The 19,381-nt window shown below is 35.2% G+C and carries 18 protein-coding genes and 2 tRNA genes; 10 read left to right on the plus strand and 10 right to left on the minus strand.

What is annotated here, in order from left to right; genetic code table 11:
- Nucleotides 1-7 precede the first annotated feature (7 nt).
- The gene (gene rlmN / locus ACFO7M_RS11985; protein ID WP_379716470.1) at nucleotides 8-1,051 is read right to left on the minus strand and encodes a 23S rRNA (adenine(2503)-C(2))-methyltransferase RlmN; all 1,044 of its coding nucleotides are present in this window, start codon (nucleotides 1,049-1,051) and stop codon (nucleotides 8-10) included.
- Between the two features lie 84 nt (nucleotides 1,052-1,135).
- On the opposite strand from rlmN, the gene ACFO7M_RS11990 reads away from it, so the two are divergent.
- Together ACFO7M_RS11990 and ACFO7M_RS11995 are read left to right on the plus strand one after the other, a co-directional pair.
- The gene (locus ACFO7M_RS11990; protein WP_379735854.1) at nucleotides 1,136-2,083 is read left to right on the plus strand and encodes an NAD(P)H-dependent flavin oxidoreductase; all 948 of its coding nucleotides are present in this window, start codon (nucleotides 1,136-1,138) and stop codon (nucleotides 2,081-2,083) included.
- A gap of 87 nt (nucleotides 2,084-2,170) precedes the next feature.
- On the plus strand, nucleotides 2,171-2,812 hold the full coding sequence (locus ACFO7M_RS11995; protein WP_379716476.1) for an O-methyltransferase: 642 nt from the start codon (nucleotides 2,171-2,173) through the stop codon (nucleotides 2,810-2,812).
- Here ACFO7M_RS11995 and ACFO7M_RS12000 read toward each other — a convergent pair.
- From ACFO7M_RS12000 to ACFO7M_RS12025, 6 genes are all read right to left on the minus strand, one after another.
- On the minus strand, nucleotides 2,807-3,373 hold the full coding sequence (locus ACFO7M_RS12000; RefSeq protein ID WP_379736051.1) for a phosphatase PAP2 family protein: 567 nt from the start codon (nucleotides 3,371-3,373) through the stop codon (nucleotides 2,807-2,809). The genes ACFO7M_RS11995 and ACFO7M_RS12000 overlap by 6 nt on opposite strands.
- Nucleotides 3,373-3,732, minus strand: a complete 360-nt coding sequence (locus ACFO7M_RS12005) for a twin-arginine translocase TatA/TatE family subunit (protein ID WP_379735856.1) — start codon at nucleotides 3,730-3,732, stop codon at nucleotides 3,373-3,375. The genes ACFO7M_RS12000 and ACFO7M_RS12005 overlap by 1 nt, the downstream gene beginning before the upstream one ends.
- 133 nt (nucleotides 3,733-3,865) lie before the next feature.
- Nucleotides 3,866-6,112, minus strand: a complete 2,247-nt coding sequence (locus tag ACFO7M_RS12010) for a M1 family metallopeptidase (RefSeq protein ID WP_379716483.1) — start codon at nucleotides 6,110-6,112, stop codon at nucleotides 3,866-3,868.
- A gap of 60 nt (nucleotides 6,113-6,172) precedes the next feature.
- Nucleotides 6,173-6,679 (minus strand): DUF6702 family protein, encoded by a 507-nt coding sequence (locus tag ACFO7M_RS12015; RefSeq protein WP_379735858.1) that lies wholly within the window; start codon nucleotides 6,677-6,679, stop codon nucleotides 6,173-6,175.
- Between the two features lie 6 nt (nucleotides 6,680-6,685).
- Entirely contained in the window at nucleotides 6,686-7,420 is a 735-nt protein-coding gene (locus ACFO7M_RS12020) for a hypothetical protein (RefSeq protein WP_379735860.1), read from the minus strand.
- On the minus strand, nucleotides 7,413-8,156 hold the full coding sequence (locus ACFO7M_RS12025) for a hypothetical protein (RefSeq protein WP_379735862.1): 744 nt from the start codon (nucleotides 8,154-8,156) through the stop codon (nucleotides 7,413-7,415). The genes ACFO7M_RS12020 and ACFO7M_RS12025 overlap by 8 nt, the downstream gene beginning before the upstream one ends.
- 116 nt (nucleotides 8,157-8,272) lie before the next feature.
- Between ACFO7M_RS12025 and pepE the strand changes: the two genes are divergently transcribed.
- Complete coding sequence (gene pepE, locus ACFO7M_RS12030) at nucleotides 8,273-8,980, plus strand: dipeptidase PepE (protein WP_379735864.1); 708 nt, start codon at nucleotides 8,273-8,275, stop codon at nucleotides 8,978-8,980.
- Between the two features lie 98 nt (nucleotides 8,981-9,078).
- On the opposite strand, the gene ACFO7M_RS12035 is transcribed toward pepE, so the two are convergent.
- Nucleotides 9,079-9,151, minus strand: a tRNA-Gly gene (locus ACFO7M_RS12035).
- A 31-nt stretch (nucleotides 9,152-9,182) separates the two neighbouring features.
- Nucleotides 9,183-9,258: transfer RNA gene (locus ACFO7M_RS12040), tRNA-Gly, on the minus strand.
- Nucleotides 9,259-9,404: 146 nt separating this feature from the next.
- On the opposite strand from ACFO7M_RS12040, the gene ACFO7M_RS12045 reads away from it, so the two are divergent.
- Together ACFO7M_RS12045 and ACFO7M_RS12050 are read left to right on the plus strand one after the other, a co-directional pair.
- Nucleotides 9,405-9,842: a GNAT family N-acetyltransferase gene (locus ACFO7M_RS12045; protein ID WP_379735866.1), complete on the plus strand. Its 438-nt coding sequence runs from the start codon at nucleotides 9,405-9,407 to the stop codon at nucleotides 9,840-9,842.
- Nucleotides 9,843-9,846: 4 nt separating this feature from the next.
- The gene (locus ACFO7M_RS12050; protein ID WP_379735868.1) at nucleotides 9,847-11,445 is read left to right on the plus strand and encodes a L,D-transpeptidase family protein; all 1,599 of its coding nucleotides are present in this window, start codon (nucleotides 9,847-9,849) and stop codon (nucleotides 11,443-11,445) included.
- Here ACFO7M_RS12050 and ACFO7M_RS12055 read toward each other — a convergent pair.
- Entirely contained in the window at nucleotides 11,389-12,096 is a 708-nt protein-coding gene (locus tag ACFO7M_RS12055; protein WP_379735870.1) for a murein L,D-transpeptidase catalytic domain family protein, read from the minus strand. The genes ACFO7M_RS12050 and ACFO7M_RS12055 overlap by 57 nt on opposite strands.
- A 205-nt stretch (nucleotides 12,097-12,301) precedes the next feature.
- Here ACFO7M_RS12055 and ACFO7M_RS12060 point away from each other — a divergent pair, with 205 nt between their 5' ends.
- The 5 genes from ACFO7M_RS12060 to ACFO7M_RS12080 all read left to right on the plus strand — a co-directional run bounded on the left by ACFO7M_RS12060 (nucleotide 12,302) and on the right by ACFO7M_RS12080 (nucleotide 19,381).
- On the plus strand, nucleotides 12,302-14,758 hold the full coding sequence (locus ACFO7M_RS12060) for a DUF5916 domain-containing protein (protein ID WP_379735872.1): 2,457 nt from the start codon (nucleotides 12,302-12,304) through the stop codon (nucleotides 14,756-14,758).
- 37 nt (nucleotides 14,759-14,795) lie between these two features.
- Nucleotides 14,796-16,313: a 2,3-bisphosphoglycerate-independent phosphoglycerate mutase gene (gpmI, locus tag ACFO7M_RS12065; RefSeq protein ID WP_379735874.1), complete on the plus strand. Its 1,518-nt coding sequence runs from the start codon at nucleotides 14,796-14,798 to the stop codon at nucleotides 16,311-16,313.
- 7 nt (nucleotides 16,314-16,320) lie between these two features.
- On the plus strand, nucleotides 16,321-16,896 hold the full coding sequence (locus tag ACFO7M_RS12070; RefSeq protein ID WP_379716514.1) for a thioredoxin family protein: 576 nt from the start codon (nucleotides 16,321-16,323) through the stop codon (nucleotides 16,894-16,896).
- A gap of 167 nt (nucleotides 16,897-17,063) precedes the next feature.
- Nucleotides 17,064-17,735, plus strand: coding sequence for a TetR/AcrR family transcriptional regulator (locus ACFO7M_RS12075; RefSeq protein WP_379716517.1), 672 nt, complete (start codon nucleotides 17,064-17,066; stop codon nucleotides 17,733-17,735).
- Nucleotides 17,732-19,381, plus strand: coding sequence for a peptidase domain-containing ABC transporter (locus tag ACFO7M_RS12080; RefSeq protein ID WP_379735876.1), 1,650 nt, complete (start codon nucleotides 17,732-17,734; stop codon nucleotides 19,379-19,381). Before ACFO7M_RS12075 ends, ACFO7M_RS12080 begins: the two co-directional genes overlap by 4 nt.

A 19,381-nucleotide genomic window follows, 5' to 3' on the forward strand; every position in this document is an offset into this window, starting at 1 on the left:
GATTTTTTTATGTTTCTTTATTCGCTAACTGACCGCAGGCTGCGTCAATATCCTTTCCACGGCTTCGACGCACTTTAGCGACAATTCCACTTGATTCTAGCGCTTTGATATACGCATCGATTACTTCTGGTGCAGCTTGTTGGAATTCACCATCATCAATTGGGTTGTATTCAATCAAATTCACTTTACAAGGTACATATTTGCAAAATTTCACTAAAGCATCAATTGACTTTTTATCATCATTGATTCCTTTCCATACCACATATTCGTAAGTAACTTTACTTTTGGTTTTTCTATACCAATACTCCAAAGCTTCTCTCAATTCTGGCAAAGGAAAACTTTTGGTGAAAGGCATAATCTGATTTCTGGTTTCTTCAATTGCCGAATGCAAAGAAACCGCCAGTTTGAATTTCACTTCGTCATCAGCCATTTTTTTTATCATCTTCGAAACTCCGGAAGTCGATACGGTAATACGCTTAGGCGACATTCCTAATCCTTCGGGTGAAGTAATCTTATCTATGGCTTTCATCACATTCGGATAATTCATCAACGGCTCACCCATTCCCATGAAAACAATATTGGAAAGGGGACGATTGTAATACAAACGACTTTCCGCATCAATAGCAGCCACCTGATCATAAATTTCATCCGGATTCAGATTACGCATTCGTTTCAATCGAGCTGTAGCACAAAAATTACAATCCAAGCTACATCCCACCTGACTAGAAACACAGGCTGTTGTTCTGGTTTCGGTTGGAATCAAAACAGACTCTACCACTAAATCGTCATGCAAACGAACTGCATTTTTCACAGTACCGTCACTACTGCGTTGCATCGTATCTACTTTGATGTGATTGATTACAAAATTAGCCTCAAGCATAGCTCGTGTTTCTTTCGAAATATTGGTCATATCTTCAAAAGTATGGGCGTGTTTTTGCCATAACCATTCGTACACCTGATTTCCACGAAACGCCTTGTCTCCGTTCGATGTAAAAAATTCACGTAATTGCTCTTTTGTAAGCGCTCTAATATCTTTCTTCTCCGTTTGCATGCTGCAAAGATAAAAGTATTTCCGCAATAATAAATTTATATGCGCGCATACTATTTTTTTAGTATATTTGAAAAAAGTTACCCTATGAAACCAACATTAACTGAATTATTACAAATAAAGCATCCTATCATAATGGCTCCCATGTTTTTGGTATCCAATACCGCCATGGTAATCGAAGGCATGAAAGCTGGCGTAGCAGGTTGTATTCCCGCTTTAAACTATAGAACACTCGACGAATTGAAAGCCGCAATAACCGAATTAAAAGACGCCAAACCAGCGGGTGGTAGTTTTGGTTTTAATCTGATTGTAAACAAATCGAACATCAAATACAAAGAACAGCTACGCGTATTGTGCGAAGAGAAAGTCGATTTCATAATTACTTCTCTTGGAAGTCCCGAAGAAACTATCAAAGAAGCACATAAAGCAGGTGTTAAAGTATTTTGTGATGTAACCGATTTAAGTTTTGCTAAAAAAGTAGAAAGTTTGAAAGCCGATGCACTTATCGCAGTCAATAATCTGGCGGGTGGTCACAGGGGTAATATAGCACCTGAGGATTTAATCCAATTATTGGACGAACAAACTACTTTACCGGTTATTTCAGCTGGAGGTGTTGGTTGCAAAGCCGACGTAGATAAAATGCTGAATGCGGGTGCTGTAGGAGTTTCTATTGGCAGTTTATTCATTCCATCCGAAGAAGCCAAAGTTTCACAGGAATACAAACAAGCATGTGTTGATTATGGCGCCAAAGACATTGTTATGACCGAAAAAATATCCGGCACACCATGTACAGTTATTAATACTCCTTATGTACAAAAAATCGGCACCAAATTAAACTGGTTGGAACGCTTTTTAAACACCAACAAACGATTAAAAAAATGGGCCAAATTGATCCGTTTTATGATAGGCAATAATGCTGTAACCAAAGCTGCAACAGAAGCAACTTACAAAACGGTGTGGGTTGCCGGACCTACAATTGAATATTCAAAAGCAATATTACCAGTTCACAAAATAATTGATACTTTGGTTAAATAAATAGAGAGAGCAGAATTACAAAGATTCTGCTCTTTTTTTATATAGTCCATTCGGAATTCGTAATTTCGCAGTAGTAATATATATCCTATGCATTTCATTTCTGAAGAATTAGAAAACTATGTAGCCAATCATAGTGAAAACGAACCGGAATTATTAGTCCGCTTGAACAAAGAAACCCATCAGAAAATTTTACAACCGCGTATGTTGAGTGGTCATTTTCAGGGAAGAGTTTTGAGCATGCTTTCCAAATTAATACGACCAACAACGATTCTGGAAATTGGAACTTACACCGGATACGCTGCTTTGTGTTTAGCTGAAGGATTACCTGAACACGGCACTTTAGATACTATAGACAACAACGAAGAACTATTCGATTTTCAAAAGAAGTATTTCGATCAATCCGCATGGTCAAATCAAATTCACCAACACTTAGGCAATGCCTTGGATATCATTCCCGATTTGAACAAAAAATTCGATTTGGTTTTCATTGATGCCGACAAAGAAAATTACATCAATTATTTTGAGATGATTGTTCCGATGATGAATAAAGGCGGCGTGATTTTGTCTGACAACGTTCTTTGGAGCGGAAAAATTCTTGGCGAGATTAAAGCCAATGATAAAAGCACCAAAATCTTACTGGAATACAACGAACTATTAAAAACCGACCCAAGAGTTGAAACGGTTTTATTACCTATTAGAGATGGGTTAACCGTTAGCCGTGTATTATAATTCAGGAAAATATTTTTGTAAAATAATCAGATACAAACGATAGAAAGTATAACCGGAAAATATTCCGAAAAGATAGCCCGAAAGAATATCGCCAGGAAAATGCAACCCCAAATAAATTCTACTGTAAGCAAAAATTAACGGAAATAAAAACAACAGAAACGCGTAACGGTAGTGTTTTCTCATCAATGCAAACATGAAAACGGTGCTTGCCATCGAATTGGCCGCGTGCCCAGAGAAATAACTATAGGTACTACTACTTTTTACAATTCTAATTATTGAATTGATCTCAAGATCATTACAAGGACGTAGCCTTTGTACTGAATTTTTAACCAAATTCGTTACCTGGTCGGTAAAGACAATTAATAGTGTTAGTACCAAAATCACAATACCGAAATTTTTCCAACCGATTTTTTTTTGCAGAAAATAGAATACCAACAAAAATATAGGAGACCAATGCAACTGTTTGGTAATTATCAGCCAGAATCCATCAAAGGGCTCTGAACCTAAACCGTTAAGAAAAACAAGAAGTTCTTTATCTAAATGAATGATTTTTTCCAAGATTACATTTGGCGTTTAATAGGTCCGGTCAAATCGTCAAAATTCTCTTTTACTTCATTGATTTCAGAAGTAATATCAAGGGGATTATTATCACCCGTTAACTTCTTCGTTTCTTCATCGACAATTTTATCAAATCCTCCTTTAACCTGTTCTACTTCGCGATTAAAATCACGTGTTAACGAAGCCAACTCATTGTTATCAGCACTGCGTTGAATTTCCGATTTAATTTCGTTAGTGGCATTTTTAAGTTGTGCCATACCTTTACCTAAGGCACGTGCAATATCAGGAATCTTTTCAGATCCAAACAACATCAATGCGATGATTATAATTAAGATTAATTCGCCTCCTCCTATTCCAAACATTTCTTTAGACTTACAAAGTTTTGTGTTACAAAGTTAAACAGAATTTAACTCCTAAATGTAAAAATATAATAAAAAAACTTGTCATTAAGAACTTTCTTTTTCCCTAATGACAAGTTATCCATTGTGATGAAATTTATTCAAATTTTGATTTCACTTCTTCTTTTGGCCAACTATTGTTGGTCACATCAATATCGGCTGTTTCTTCTTTTGGATCTACCATGATTTTTTTAATCACTTTATTGGTAGCAAAAATTCTAGATACTTCTTTATCGTTTTTCAACCAAATTTGAACTGGGAACTTATGATTTTCTTTGGTACCATCTTCATACGTAATTTCGACAATCAAAGGCATCACTAAACCTCCTGGCTTATCAAAAGTCACCTGATAAAAATACTTTGGAGATTGCAATTTTGCTCTTTCCGTTTCACTAAAGTTAGACACCAAGTAATCATCTAATGTTTTAACTTCTTTTACATCCAATTCCTTTTTATTTTCTGGCTTCATATCTGAGCTTGCACTGTCCACCATATACACTAACGGCCCCGAATTTCTAAATCGGTTACGTCTGTTAGTTTGTTGTGCCTGAAAATTAGCAGGAGCGTCATTCGACACATAGAACTGCTTCACTTCTTTAATCCCGATATCATTATAATCTGTAGTATAGAACCAACCTCTCCAGAACCAATCCAAATCTACACCTGATGCATCTTCCATTGTTCTAAAGAAATCTTCAGGAGTTGGATGTTTGAATTTCCAACGATTAGCGTACGTTTTGAATGCATGATCAAACAATTCACGTCCCATAATAGTTTCGCGTAAAATATTCAATCCTGTGGCAGGCTTACCATACGCATTGTTTCCAAATTGTTTGATTACTTCTGAGTTTGACATAATCGGCTCAATAAAATTCTGATCACCACTCATATAAGGCACAATCAATTTCGCCGGACCTCTGTCTATAGGGAAATTAGGATCGAATTCAATTTCAGCCAAATATTCCAAGAAGGTATTCAGACCTTCGTCCATCCAAGTCCATTGACGTTCATCAGAGTTTACAATCATTGGGAAGAAATTGTGGCCTACTTCATGGATAATAACACCCAACATCCCGTATTTCACACGGTCAGAAACCACACCATTTTCATCTGGACGACCGAAATTCCAACAAATCATTGGATATTCCATCCCTTGATCCTGCGCATTTACAGAAACTGCTTTAGGGTAAGGATAGTCAAATGTACGACTAGAATAACTTTTTAACGTATGCGCAACTGCTCGTGTTGAATATTGTTCCCACAGAGGATTACCTTCTTTCGGATAAACAGAAGTAGCCATTACCGTTTTTTCACCCAGTTTCACAGCCATAGCATCCCAAATGAATTTTCTTGAAGTAGAAATTCCAAAATCACGTACATTTTCCGCTTTGAATCTCCATGTTTTCTTTTTATCGGACCATGCCTTTTCTCTTTCAACGGCTTCCGCCTGAGTTGCAATAATTACTGGCTTATCGAATGTTTTTTCTGCCAATAAATAACGTTGGTATTGAGCTGGTGAAATTACCTCTGCTCTATTTTGCAAAGTTCCGGTAGCTTCCATAATATGGTCAGCTGGAACAGTAATATTTACTTCGTAGTTTCCAAAAGGCAAAGCGAATTCACCTTGTCCCCAGAATTGCATGTTTTGCCAACCTTCCACATCGTTGTAGACAGCCATTCTTGGAAAAAACTGGGCTAAGATATACAAACGGTTGCCGTCTTTGAACTGCTCATATCCTGAACGCCCTCCATCAACCATGTAATTCCCAATATTGTACCACCATTTGATTGAAAACACAAACTTCTGACCTTTCGCCAAAGGAGTTTTCAAATTGATGCGCATCATGGTTTCATTAACCGCATACGAAACCGGTTGTCCTAATGCATCTTTAACATAATCAATTTTAAATCCGCCATCGAACTTCTCTTCCATATAAGTTCTCGAGAAAGCAGCTGCGCTAAGTGCCGGCTCAATACGTTCACTGCGAACCAATGGCGTTTTTGATGTTTTAGCAAACAAGTTTTGATCTAATTGCACCCATAAATAATCCAAAGACTCTTTGGCATTATTGGTATACGTAATCGTCTCGACCCCAGACAAACGAGCATTTTTATCATCCAACTCGATATCTATCTTATAATCAGCTCTTTGCTGATAATATTCAGAACCAGGAGCTCCAGAAGCTGTGCGATACATGTTTGGCGTTGCCATCAAATCATACATTTGACGGAATTTACTTGTATCAGTATGCCCTTCTTGCTTAGGCTTTGACTGACCTTGTTCCTGAGCCGTTACCAAACCTGAAAAGGATAGGATTACTGCTAAAAATTTAAAATTCTTCATGACCGAAATACAATTTGGGAGCTAAAAATAATTATTTTTTCTAACCACACTACTTTTTGACTATGGTTTTAACAAACCTTTGGCATTTCCGGATGTAAAAAGAAAACTTTGTTTCTTACCATAGAGCGTTGTCTGAATGATATTTTGCTGATCTTCAACATAATCATGCAGCACAGCATTATAGATTTCCAACGATTTAATTTTTGAAATATCTTTTATGCTGTAATAGCAAATAAGCACATTCCCTTCCATTTCTTTATTGACCAAAGCAACTGCTTTTGGCTTTCCGTTAATTTTAATTATAAAATTTTGGGAAATATATTTTTTCATCAACTCGATATCATTCTCCGATTCATTTGGCTCGCCCAAATTCGTCTTTTGATTGTATTTTATTTTCAAAATTGAATTCAAATCGTCTACAAAAATTCTAGAAGTGATTTGAAGCATCTTTTTATCTTGAGCATAATTTATCTGATATATTGACACGTAAAATTTATGCATTGCAAATGAAGACAATACGACAAACAAAATACAGATTACTCCTATTTTAAACCCTTTCTTCTTCATACCCGACTATTTATTATCGTTTGATATCAATTTTTTATATTCGTTTGCAATATCTCCAATCAAAAATGTTACCAAAGTTTTATTTTTTGCCTTTACAGCCTCTACCATTTTTACATTATCCAATGCGTAAATTTGAAATCCTTTGATGTACTCCTGTGGAATTTGAAGCGTTTCACCATAGAAATGTTCGTCATACATTTCGTCCAATTTAAGCAAAAGCAACTCTTTTCTCTCAACAGCCAACTCCTTTTTTAACTGATTTGTCCTTCCACTTACTTGATTGATCAATCCATCAACACTCATTCCGCCTAAAGGGATTAACAATGGACTATACCACTTCAATTTCCCTGCCGCTTTTAGTTTTCGTTCTGCAGGAGTATATTCTTTAACATTTTTAGATACCACGCCTAAAGATTTTGCTGAAATCGATTTGATTTGAATTTCGTCCAACTCATTCGCTTTGGCCTTCACCAGAATATTCAAAATCTCCTTTTTGAAAGAATTCGCATCCAATCGAATTTGCATTCCCTCGATATTTTTTGATGTTACAATTAAAATATCACCCGAAGAGGCTTCGATAGAGAAAAAACCACCATTTGCTGTCACTACAGAGGACTTTGTCATAAAGTTAACTACTGTTATCCCATCCGGATTAACTTCAGAAATCACTTTCCCTTTCAAAACAGATTGTGAAAATAAACTTTGAACCAAAAACAAAAAAAGTATTGTATAGTTATTCACTGGCATTGATTATTTGTAAATATTGCATCACTTTTTCTTTGAGCAAATTTTCGACTAATTTACTCTTTTTTGCTTGTAACAATCTCATTAAATTTTGATCATCTAGAACATAAATCACAAATCCTTTAATATATTCCTCGGGAAGTTTCAATGTTTCTGTATAAAATTTTTCCGAAAACAGCTGCTCCAATTTCCGCTGTAGTTTTTCTTTTATTTCAACCTCCAATTCTTTTTCCAGCATAGCTGTTCGCCCAGAAAGCGCATTAAACAAAGGATCTAAACCAAACGACCCTCCGGTTGTACCATCCGTATTTCCAGTCAATGCCAATCCACTAGCCGCTTTAAGTTTTCGCTCAGCAGGTGTATACGTTTTTGTAGAACTGGAAATTATACCCAAATCTACAGCATTTATACGCGGATAGTTTTGAACAATAACTTCATCCAAAAAGTAAGGAAGTTGTTTCAATTTTACAAAAAATAAATCCTCGGAAAAATCATTGGACTTCAAAATAATTTGCCTGCCTTTAATATTGATTCCAGACACAATAAGTGTATCTTTTGGCTGAGCCAAGATCTTAAAATAACCTTGTTCATTGGCAACGGTTTCTTTTTTGTTGGAATAATTCACAATATAAACCTTATTCATAGTTGGAACATCCAAAACCACCTTTCCTTTCAACACTTGCTGCGAAAAAGCCATTGAACTAACCATCAAAAAAAGCAAAACTATTCTCATACTCGTCAGATTACGTTGTAAAAATAGTCGTGAGCCCTCCCAATTTATTATTAAGGACTTGGTAAAAATTTGTTAATTCTAAATATCTTTGAAACATCAAAATCAAACCAAACCACATGAATAAAAAAATCATCCTTGCCAGTACTTCAACACTCTATAATGGAGCCTATTTGGATTATTTATTACCAACATTGGAAAAACATTTTGAAAACGTTAACCAGCTGTTATTCATACCCTATGCAAGACCCGGAGGAATCAGTCACGAAGAATATTCACAAAAAGTAAGTGATACCTTTCAAAAGATTGGCATCAATGTAAAAGGACTGCACGAGTTTGAGCATCCGGCAGAAGCAATACAAAATTCAGAAGCTATTTTCACAGGAGGCGGGAACACCTTTTTACTTGTTTCACAATTGTACAATCACAACTTAATGACTGTACTAAAGAAAACGATTGAAAATGGAATCCCATATTTAGGAACTAGTGCCGGGAGTAATATTGGTGGACTTACGATGAATACAACAAATGACATGCCTATAGTCCTACCTCAAAGTTTTGACACCTTGGGATTGATTAACTTCAACCTCAACCCTCATTATCTAGATCCAATTGAAGGTTCAACCCATATGGGAGAAACAAGAGAAACACGCATAAACGAATTCCACAAAGTAAGTCAGATTCCTGTTTTAGGATTGCGCGAAGGCAGTTGGCTTGAAGCTTATGCCGGTAACGTAACACTTAAAGGAGAACTGACCGCACGCTTATTTAGAGCAGGAGAATTTGCAGTCGAGATGGCTCCCGGAGAAAATTTAAACTTTTTATAAAAGAAAAACCTTAGCAATTACCGCTAAGGTTTTTTTTTTCAATCGAAACCAATTGCCTAAAATAAAAAAACCTCAAGTTGAAACTTGAGGTTTAGTAGAGCGGAAGACGAGGCTCGAACTCGCGACAACCAGCTTGGAAGGCTGGAGCTCTACCAACTGAGCTACTTCCGCAGGGTGTAATTTTTAAAACTTTTCTTGTTTTTGGAGCGGAAGACGAGGCTCGAACTCGCGACAACCAGCTTGGAAGGCTGGAGCTCTACCAACTGAGCTACTTCCGCTTTTGAGGTTGCAAATATAAAGAATTAGTTTTCTTTTCTGCAAACTTTTTTTAAAAAAAATATTTCCGACAAACACATTAAAATACTCGAGCAATTACAAGCACTTCATAATTAAAGTCTTAGAATTAATTTTAAATTTGTAAACTATGATTGAAACAAAAACAATAACGTCAGAATTAACCTACATTGTGCGTCAGCCCGTGCTAAGACCCGGAAAACCTATCGAAAGTTGTCATTTTGAAGGTGACGATTTACACACAACAATCCATTTCGGACTCTACAAAGACAGTGCACTAGTAGGTGTCGTATCTGTTTTCGAAGCAAAAAACAATCATTTTGAAAGTGAAACACAATACCAAGTTCGCGGCATGGCCATTTTAGATAGCGAACAACAAAAAGGATATGGCAATTTTCTTATGGCCGAAGTAGAAAAACTTGCCAAGAACAATAAAGTCAAAATAATTTGGTTTAATGCAAGAGAAAGCGCTGTAAATTTCTACAAAAAATTAGATTATCAGATTTTCGGTACGGCTTTTGATGTTGTAGGAATAGGAACACATTACATAATGTGGAAACAAATTTAACTTTATGAAATACACCATTACTACTATAGTATTTAGTATTTTTTTATATATAGGTTGTGGCAACAACTCGACACCTCATATCATCACCACAGATGAACACATCTCAAACGCTATAGAAAATAAAAAAATTCAAGAAGGCTGGGACGTTAAAGAAAATCGCCTGCAATTAATTGAAGCTATAAAAAATGCAAATAAAGAAGGACTACTTCCAGAAGATTATCAATATGCTGAATTATTACAACACGAAGAAATGATTGACTCCAATCCTGACTCAAAAGAAAAGTACTTCGAATTATTAACAGCCGCTTATATCAAATACATCTCACATCTGACCAACGGAAAAGTAAATCCATTGGAAATTTATACTGACTGGGAAATCAAACCAAAAGAGATCCAACCAGACACCATCTTATCTATTGCTTTACGAAAAAACAAAATTGACAGCACAATCGAAAGCCATAAACCAAAACACACAATCTATTTGAATCTTAAAAAAGCATTGGCCAAAATTGATGCCATGCCTGAAGAAAACTTCGACTCGATTAAAACTAAAGAGAAATTCAAACTTGGTCTCAAAAGCAAAACCGTTGCCAAAATAAAAGAAAGACTTCGTTATTGGGGCGATTTAAACACAAAAGATTCTTTAACTGAAGATCTTTACAACAAAGAACTAAAACTAGCGGTTACAAAATTCCAAAGTCGTCACGGCCTAGCGGCTGATGGGATGATAGGTCCAGGAACATTGAAAGCATTAAATTTCAGCAAAAAAAACAGAAGAGAACAGCTTATTGCCAATCTTGAGAGATGGCGATGGTTTCCAGAGGATTTAGGAACAAATTTCCTTGGCGTTAACATTCCTAACTTTCTGCTTTATGTAGTAGAAAATAACGACACTATTTCGAATCACAAAGTGGTAGTTGGTCAACCCAAAAGAAAAACACCCATACTTTCATCAAGAGCAGACAACATTGTATTTAATCCAACTTGGACTGTTCCTCCAACAATCATTAAAGAAGATTTGATTCCGGATGCAACAAAAAGCAGGAGTTATTTCTCTAAAACCAGAATTAAGATTTTCAATCACAAAGGAACCGAAATTCCTGTTAGCGAATGGAAACCAGCCGATGCCAAAAAATACAAATATGTCCAAGAACCTGGCTATAACAATTCCTTAGGTGTGGTAAAAATCAATTTCCCGAACAACCATTTGGTTTATATGCACGACACAAACCATAGGGATTATTTTGTATACAATTACCGCGCACTAAGCTCTGGTTGTGTTCGAATTGAAAAACCACTCCCACTAGTCGAGTATTTATTAAAAAACAAAACCTACAAAGAAAGACAGAAAAATAAAAAATTAATCGAAAAACCGATTTATAGTTTAAGTGAAATTGATACAATCGTTAAGACCAAAAAAACAAAAACTGTAAAGTTAGATCAGAACTTTGGGGTTCATTTCTTATACTTTACAGCTTGGTATGATAAAACGGAATTACAATTTAGACAAGATATCTATAATTATGATCCAGATTTGTATTTAAGATTAAGCAACCAGTTTACTGGCGATGTCGTAACTTCTAGTAGGGTGATAGATAAATAAACAAGATTTCCCTTTGATTGTATTGATGATTTGCTCTTTTAAAGCTTCAGGAATAGCAGGACAACCTTGGCTTCTTCCTAAATAACCTTGATTTCTCAATACTGCAGGATTTGCATAATCTGCACCATGAACAACTACGGCTCTAGCACGTGCATTGTGATTGATACCTCTTTCTTGTCCATCTAATTTCAAAGACAATCCGTGTTTTCCGAAATACGTTTCACCGGTTGTATAAAATCCTAAACTGCTTTTGTTAGAATTGTTTTCATTAGAAAAACTAGTAGCAAATTCAACACCTGACTTCATACCGTGAGAAACCACTGTATTAAATAAGATTTTATTAGAAGCTAAATCAATAACCCACATTCTCTTCTTTGTAGATGACATGCTGAAATCGATTACCGTTAAGATATCTTTTTCAACAACACCTCTCTGTTTTAAAGAATAAAAACCAGTCATCGCACGTTTGAAACATTCCATTTGAGGCAAAGCAAAATTATTTGCATCTAACGAATTGTAAACCATCTCAATTTTCGCAGCTAAACTTACAGCACTTGTATTGGCCAATAGCTTCGGATCTGTGTTATTTGTAGACTTTGGGGCAAAAGACATGAAAAATAACAATAATAGGGGCAAAAATCTGTAAATCATTGATATTCTTTTATTTGTGTTGTTATTTGTACATGGCAAATATTAGCAAAAAAAAAATACCATCCAAATTTTTTTTGCATTTTATCGATATTTTTATGCACTTCGTCGATATTTTTATTATTTAACAAATAGTTAAACATATCATAAAACACTTTAAAATAAAGGGGTTTTCGCTAATTTTGAGACATCATCAATCAAAAAAATAATGAGCAAAAAAAAATTAATAGTTCTTGCGATTTTTCATTCTCTTTTTGCTTTTTCGCAAGCAACCGACTCAAAAACAGGCATCTCTGAAAAAAAACAATTAACTGCCAAAAGAGTTAATCAGCACGTCAACATCGATGGAAAACTCGATGAAGTGGAATGGCAATCTGCAGAAGTTGCTACAGACTTTATTATGCTTGAACCTGATAACGGCAAAGCTATCGACCCATCTAAAAAAACCGAAGTAAAAATACTTTTTGATGATGAAGCAATTTACATCGGGGCTGTTTTAAACGACAATGAACCGGAAAAAATTATGCGTGAAATTACCCAAAGAGATGATGATGGAGCGACTGATTTTTTTGGTTTAAGTGTAAATGGATATAATGACGGTCAGCAAGAATTTCGTTTTATAGTAACTGCAGCCGGCGTTCAGTGGGATGCCAATGCCAGTTCTACAACCGGGGAAGACGCTTCATGGGATGCTATTTGGGAAAGTGAAGTCATTGTACATGAAAAAGGCTGGACTGTCGAAATTAAACTACCTTACTCTGCACTTCGCTTCTCAAAAGAGCAAAAACAAACTTGGGGAATGCAGTTTTTCAGACAATTACGAAGATATCGCCAACTATACACTTGGAATTATGTAAACAACAACAAAGGCTCTCTAGAACAGCAATCTGGAGAACTTTTGGGAATTGAAAACATCAAAACCCCTACCCGATTATTTCTTTTCCCTTATGCATCTACCTACGTTAGTAGCAACAAAAGCGATGGCACACAAACTGAGTTCAAAGGAGGAATGGACATCAAATACGGCATCAACGACGCCTTCACATTGGATGCCATTTTAATACCTGATTTTGGCCAGACTGCATTCGACAACCAAATTCTAAACCTCGGTCCTTTTGAACAACAATTCAATGAAAACAGACCTTTTTTTACAGAAGGAACTGACTTATTCAATAAAGGTAATTTATTTTACTCTCGAAGAATAGGAGGACGCCCATCATTAAGAAAAGGAAAACTGAGCAATACTTTAGATGAAAATGAAATCATAGAAGACTATCCCGAAAAAATCAATTTACTAAATGCTTTGAAAATTTCTGGACGTACCAAAAAAGGTTTAGGAATTGGTTTTCTTAATGCTGTAACCGAAAAAACAGAAGCCACAATTAAAGACACCATAACTGGGGTGAGAAGACATCAGATTGTCGAACCATTAACAAACTATAACATACTCACACTTGATCAGCGCTTTAATAAAAATTCATCCGTATCTTTCATCAACACGAGTGTAATCAGAAACACTGAATTCAGAGACGCTAACGTATCGGCTTTGGTATTTGATCTAAACACTAAAAAGAATACATTCAACCTTTCAGGAGATTTCAAATACAGCACTGTTAACGAATATCAGAAAGAAGAAAATAAAAACGGATACAATACTTCGCTAAGTTTTGCAGAAACCAGCGGAAAAGTAAGATTCAGCGTAACAACTAATTATATCACCAAGGAATTTGACAACAATGACTTAGGCATCACTTTTAAAACCAATTACCTTGGCACTTACGGAAATTTACATTACCGTATCTTAAAACCAACTAAAACCTTCAACTCGCTCACGGCCAACATGAACATTAATAGTGAGTTTGAAAATCAGACTGGGAAACTACAGGCAGGAAATATTAATTTCAACCTGAATTCTACATTCAAAAACAATGATGGTTTCGGAGCCGGATTATTCATCAGACCTTTTGAAGTAAATGATTTTTACGCTCCGCAATCCGAAGGCAGATACGTTACTTTTCCTAAATACTATGAAACGTGGACATATTACTCATCCAATTACAATCGAAAATTTGCCTTTGATTTCAATCCGTGGATAGGTACAACTTCCGAGGTTGATCGAAACAGTTATGGATTCAGTTTCAGTCCAAGATATCGCGTCAGTAATAAACTTATGGTCATTTTGGGCTACGATTACAGCAAAGAAAACAACACGGTTGGGTATTATGATCAGTTAGACAATGGCGACATCATCTTTGAAAAAAGAAATATCAATACTTCAACAATCTACTTGAGAAGCAAGTTTGCCTTAAACAACAAAATGACTATTAATGTGAACACTCGTTACTATTGGAGTTATGTTAACGGAAAGGGATTCAAAGCACTTCAAAATGACGGCTCTCTTGACACTATTTATTTGCCCGAGGACTCTAGTCAAGATTTCAGTTCTTGGAACTTGGACTGCTCGTATTCATGGTGGATTGCTCCAGGAAGTCAACTCAACGTTTTGTACAGAAACACTTCTGACAATTACGAAGACGGACTGAGCCGAGTAGATAAAAATGTATCTCGAAATTTTCAAAATTTATTCGGAGACAAACTAAATCATACTTTTTCAATAAGTTTACGTTACTTTTTAGATTTCAACCGCGTTAAAAACTGGATTTAATTTTCTAATTTTGAAGCTATTTCTTTAGAATTTGAAAATGAACAAAAAAGTAATCTTGATGATATTGGATGGATGGGGAAAATCTCCAGATCCAAAAGTTTCCGCTATAGACAATGCTAATGTCCCATTTATAAACAGTCTTTACACTAAATATCCCAATGCACAACTTCGGACCGACGGCCTAAATGTAGGACTTCCCGAAGGTCAAATGGGTAATAGCGAAGTAGGCCACATGAATTTGGGAGCTGGTCGTATTGTGTATCAAGATTTAGCTAAAATCAATCTTGCTGTAGAACACAAAACATTGAATGAAGAACAAGTGCTAAGCGATGCATTTGCTTATGCTAAAGGAAACAACAAACCAGTTCATTTTTTAGGCTTGGTATCAGATGGTGGCGTACATTCCCACACTGATCACTTGAAAGGATTATTAGATGCCGCTCAGGATTTCGGTTTGCAAAAAGTGTTCATACACGCGTTTACCGATGGCCGTGATGTTGATCCGAAATCGGGTGCAAAACATATTGAAGACTTAAATGAGTATACTAAAAAATCTTCAGCCAAAATTGCCTCAATCGTAGGTCGTTATTTCGCTATGGACCGAGACAAAAGATGGGAACGTGTTAAAAAAGCCTATGATGTCGTAGTTAATGGTGTAGGAAACCATTCGAAAAATGCAGTTTTAAGCATACTAGAAAGCTACCATAATCACATTACTGATGAATTTATAGAACCTATAGTAATGGTGGATGACAACAACCAACCTTTGGCAACAATCAAAGAAGACGATGTAGTTATTTTCTTCAACTTTAGAACTGATCGTGGACGTGAATTAACCGAAGTACTTTCTCAATATGATTTGCACGAACAAAACATGCACAAATTGAATTTGTATTATGTCACCATGACCAATTATGATGACACTTACAAAAACGTACATGTCATTTACGATAAAGACAATATTACCGAAACAATAGGTGAAGTCTTAGAGAGAAACAACAAGAAACAAATTCGCATCGCCGAAACTGAAAAATACCCACATGTTACCTTTTTCTTTTCGGGTGGTCGTGAAGAACCTTTCAAAGGGGAAAGTCGTATTCTTTGTCCATCGCCAAAAGTAGCCACTTACGATTTAAAACCGGAAATGAGTGCCTTTGAATTAAAAGACGCGCTACTTCCTGAATTACAAAAAGGCGAAGTGGATTTCGTTTGTTTGAATTTTGCCAATGGCGACATGGTGGGACATACCGGCGTAATGGAAGCTGCAATTAAAGCCTGTGAAGCAGTAGATATCTGCGCAAAAGAAGTTATCGAAACTGCTTTGAAAAATGATTACACTACTATTTTTATAGCTGATCACGGCAACTGCGAAACCATGATCAATCCAGATGGAACGCCAAATACTGCCCACACCACGAACCCTGTTCCCATAATTTTGGTAGATCCTGCAATAAAATCTATCAAAAATGGAGTGTTGGGTGATATTGCACCGACAGTTTTAGACTTAATGGGCATTCAAAAACCAGAAGCCATGACAGGACATTCCCTACTATAATATGATTATGAAAAAAATAACAACAATCCTTTTGGCTTCTTTTGCTGTAATCAGTTGCAAAACAAATCAAACGGTTATTGAAAAAGCTGCCCCCATAGTTATGGAAGAAAAAACAGTATCAGAAAATCATGAAAAATCAGCAGAACCTGTATTAACAGGAGTAAAAACCAAAGCTGATTTACAAACAGAACCCTACAATTCTTGGTTCACAACCGGTGAAGAAGGTTACAAAGCCCATCCTGCAACAATCACTTTACTAAAAAATGCACCTCAGAATTACGAGATCACTATCTTCATGGGTACATGGTGTAGTGATAGTAAAACTCAAGTGCCTCATTTTTACAAAATACTAAATGAAATTGGTTTTGATTTATCCAAAGTAAAATTAATCACAATGGATCGTGAGAAGAGTACTCCGGAAAAACTAGAAGAAGGTTTTAGCATCAGCAATGTACCCACTTTCATTTTTTTCAAAAACGGAAAAGAAGTACACCGTATCGTTGAATCTCCAGTTGAAACATTAGAAGCCGATATGCTGAAAATCATTTCGGAACAGCCTTACAAACATACCTACGAAAATTAAAATAATTAAAAATGCTTTCTGTCAAAAAGGGAATCATTCAATCTTTTCAAAACGTACCATCAAGCCACTTTTAAAGTGGCTTTTTTATTAAACAAAAGTTAAACTTACTTTTTTAATAGTAATACTATTAATAATGTTTGTATGTTTGTTAAAAATAAACTCGAGATATGAAAAATCTAATTTCAAATATAAAAATTGCTGTAAACAACAAATTATACGTAAAAGATCCTGAAACGTCAGATTTAGGCAAGAAAATAATTCAGAACAGCATACTTCTTATAGACGAAATTGGCTTCGAACTTTTTACTTTTAAAAAATTAGGAGAAAAAATACAATCCAATGAAAGTTCAATTTATCGCTATTTTGAAAACAAGCACAAGCTAATGCTATATCTATCATCATGGTATTGGACTTGGATCGATTACAACTTGGTATTTTCAACTGCTAATATTACAAATCCAAGTGAGAAATTAGAAAAAGCCATTAAAATCGTAACACAAAACATCACTGACGATTTAGAAACTCCTCATATCAACGAAGAAGTTTTAAACCGTATCATAATTTCAGAGTTTACCAAAACTTTTCTAACAAAGGAAGTAGACGAAGAAAACAAAGAAGGATTCTTCTTGGTATACAAACAAGTAGTCAACCGAATCATTGAGTTTATTACCGAAGTAAATCCAAACTACAAATTTCCGAAAAGTTTAGCATCTTCGGTAGTTGAAGGTGCCTTACATCAACAATACATAAAAAAACATTTTAAGACGATTACCAATTTTAACGAAACTGATAATGTAACTCAATTTTACATCGAATTAGTTAAAAAAACTTTATCATGAGACCATTAACCCGATTCAAACGATTAATTGAAATTGACAAAAAAGATATTTATCAAATTTTTTGGTATGCCATTTTTGCCGGAATTATAAGCCTTTCACTACCTCTTGGCATTCAATCCATCATTAATTTTATTCAAGCAGGTAAGATTAGTACATCTTGGATTATGCTTGTAATCATCGTCGTATTAGGCGTATCATTGGTAGGTTTATTAAAAGTAATGCAGTTTCGAATTTCAGAAAATCTCCAACAAAAGATATTTGTGCGTTCCTCATTTGAATTAGCTTACAGATTTCCAAAAATCAAACAAAAAGAATACTATAATCAATATCCACCTGAATTAGCCAATCGCTTTTTTGACACTTTAAATATTCAAAAAGGAGTTTCAAAATTATTACTAGATAGTTCAACTGCATTGCTGCAGATATTCTTTGGTATTATTTTACTTTCACTTTACCACTCCTTTTTTATATTTTTTGGTCTTACACTTCTTTTTCTCTTGTATTTTATTTACAAAGTAAATTTTGACGTCGGATTAAATACTTCACTAAAGGAGTCCAAGTACAAATACAAAGTAGCACATTGGCTTCAGGAAATCGCAAGAAACCACATCAGTTTTAAAAATAAAAATGCATTTGAATATTCACTTTCAAAAAATGATGAACTTGTTAATGAATACCTTACTTATAGAGAAAAACACTTTAAGGTTTTAAAAAAGCAATTCATACAACTCATTGGTTTTAAAGTATTGCTAACCGCAGGCCTATTAATTGTCGGAGGTTTTTTGGTTCTTAATCAACAAATGAATATAGGTCAGTTTGTAGCCGCAGAGATCGTTATATTATCTATAATTGGAGCGGTAGAAAAACTGTTTTCCGGTTTGGAATTATTTTATGACGTATTGACATCTTTAGAAAAAATTGGACAAGTAGCCGATCTCGAATTAGAAGAAGACAACAAAAAATCAAAATACTTATTTACAGATCACAATCAAATCACAATAGAAGCGAAGGAGATTATCTACACCTATCCCGAAAGTAATCTTCCTACTCTATCCAATGTGAACATTAAAATAAAAGCCGGTGAAAAAATACTATTAAAAGGTGAAAACGGTTCCGGAAAAACCACATTACTCCGTTTATTATCAGGATTATTCGAACCTGATTCCGGGACAATTTTCATAAACGACACCAATATAAAACAACTTTCGATTGAGGATTATCGATCAAAAATAGGAATGATTACCTTAAACGAAACCCCTTTTGACGGTACCATTTTTGAGAATATTACCAATAACAATCCAAATATCAGCCTTGAAGATGTACATCAAGTTTTAGAACAAGTAAAGCTAACAGAAAACATTAAAAGTTTACCAAAAGGTTTGGACACTCATCTTTTTCCTCAAGGCAAACAAATTAATTCTTCGGTAATTCAAAAAATCATTCTAGCACGTTGCATTATCAACAAACCGAAAGTATTATTTCTAGAAGAACCAGTCGATAAATCCGACAACACAACTGCGAAAGAAATCATCGATTTTCTGACCAGTCCGAATAACCAATGGACTTTAATTGTCATTGCAAAAGATTCTTATTGGGAAGAAAAATGCAATAGAACAATATCATTAGACGAATCAACAACTGTGTAA

The organism is Flavobacterium sp. GCM10023249 (assembly GCF_042653365.1).
In the GTDB taxonomy this organism is placed as follows: domain Bacteria; phylum Bacteroidota; class Bacteroidia; order Flavobacteriales; family Flavobacteriaceae; genus Flavobacterium.

Bases quoted from the DNA above. Each gene is read 5' to 3' on its own strand.
- rlmN (WP_379716470.1), bottom strand. From the start codon at position 1,051: ATGCAAACGGAGAAGAAAGATATTAGAGCGCTTACAAAAGAGCAATTA.
- ACFO7M_RS11990 (WP_379735854.1), top strand. From the start codon at position 1,136: ATGAAACCAACATTAACTGAATTATTACAAATAAAGCATCCTATCATA.
- ACFO7M_RS11995 (WP_379716476.1), top strand. From the start codon at position 2,171: ATGCATTTCATTTCTGAAGAATTAGAAAACTATGTAGCCAATCATAGT.
- ACFO7M_RS12005 (WP_379735856.1), bottom strand. From the start codon at position 3,732: ATGTTTGGAATAGGAGGAGGCGAATTAATCTTAATTATAATCATCGCA.
- ACFO7M_RS12010 (WP_379716483.1), bottom strand. From the start codon at position 6,112: ATGAAGAATTTTAAATTTTTAGCAGTAATCCTATCCTTTTCAGGTTTG.
- ACFO7M_RS12015 (WP_379735858.1), bottom strand. From the start codon at position 6,679: ATGAAGAAGAAAGGGTTTAAAATAGGAGTAATCTGTATTTTGTTTGTC.
- ACFO7M_RS12025 (WP_379735862.1), bottom strand. From the start codon at position 8,156: ATGAGAATAGTTTTGCTTTTTTTGATGGTTAGTTCAATGGCTTTTTCG.
- pepE (WP_379735864.1), top strand. From the start codon at position 8,273: ATGAATAAAAAAATCATCCTTGCCAGTACTTCAACACTCTATAATGGA.
- ACFO7M_RS12045 (WP_379735866.1), top strand. From the start codon at position 9,405: ATGATTGAAACAAAAACAATAACGTCAGAATTAACCTACATTGTGCGT.
- ACFO7M_RS12050 (WP_379735868.1), top strand. From the start codon at position 9,847: ATGAAATACACCATTACTACTATAGTATTTAGTATTTTTTTATATATA.
- ACFO7M_RS12055 (WP_379735870.1), bottom strand. From the start codon at position 12,096: ATGATTTACAGATTTTTGCCCCTATTATTGTTATTTTTCATGTCTTTT.
- ACFO7M_RS12060 (WP_379735872.1), top strand. From the start codon at position 12,302: ATGAGCAAAAAAAAATTAATAGTTCTTGCGATTTTTCATTCTCTTTTT.
- gpmI (WP_379735874.1), top strand. From the start codon at position 14,796: ATGAACAAAAAAGTAATCTTGATGATATTGGATGGATGGGGAAAATCT.
- ACFO7M_RS12070 (WP_379716514.1), top strand. From the start codon at position 16,321: ATGAAAAAAATAACAACAATCCTTTTGGCTTCTTTTGCTGTAATCAGT.
- ACFO7M_RS12075 (WP_379716517.1), top strand. From the start codon at position 17,064: ATGAAAAATCTAATTTCAAATATAAAAATTGCTGTAAACAACAAATTA.
- ACFO7M_RS12080 (WP_379735876.1), top strand. From the start codon at position 17,732: ATGAGACCATTAACCCGATTCAAACGATTAATTGAAATTGACAAAAAA.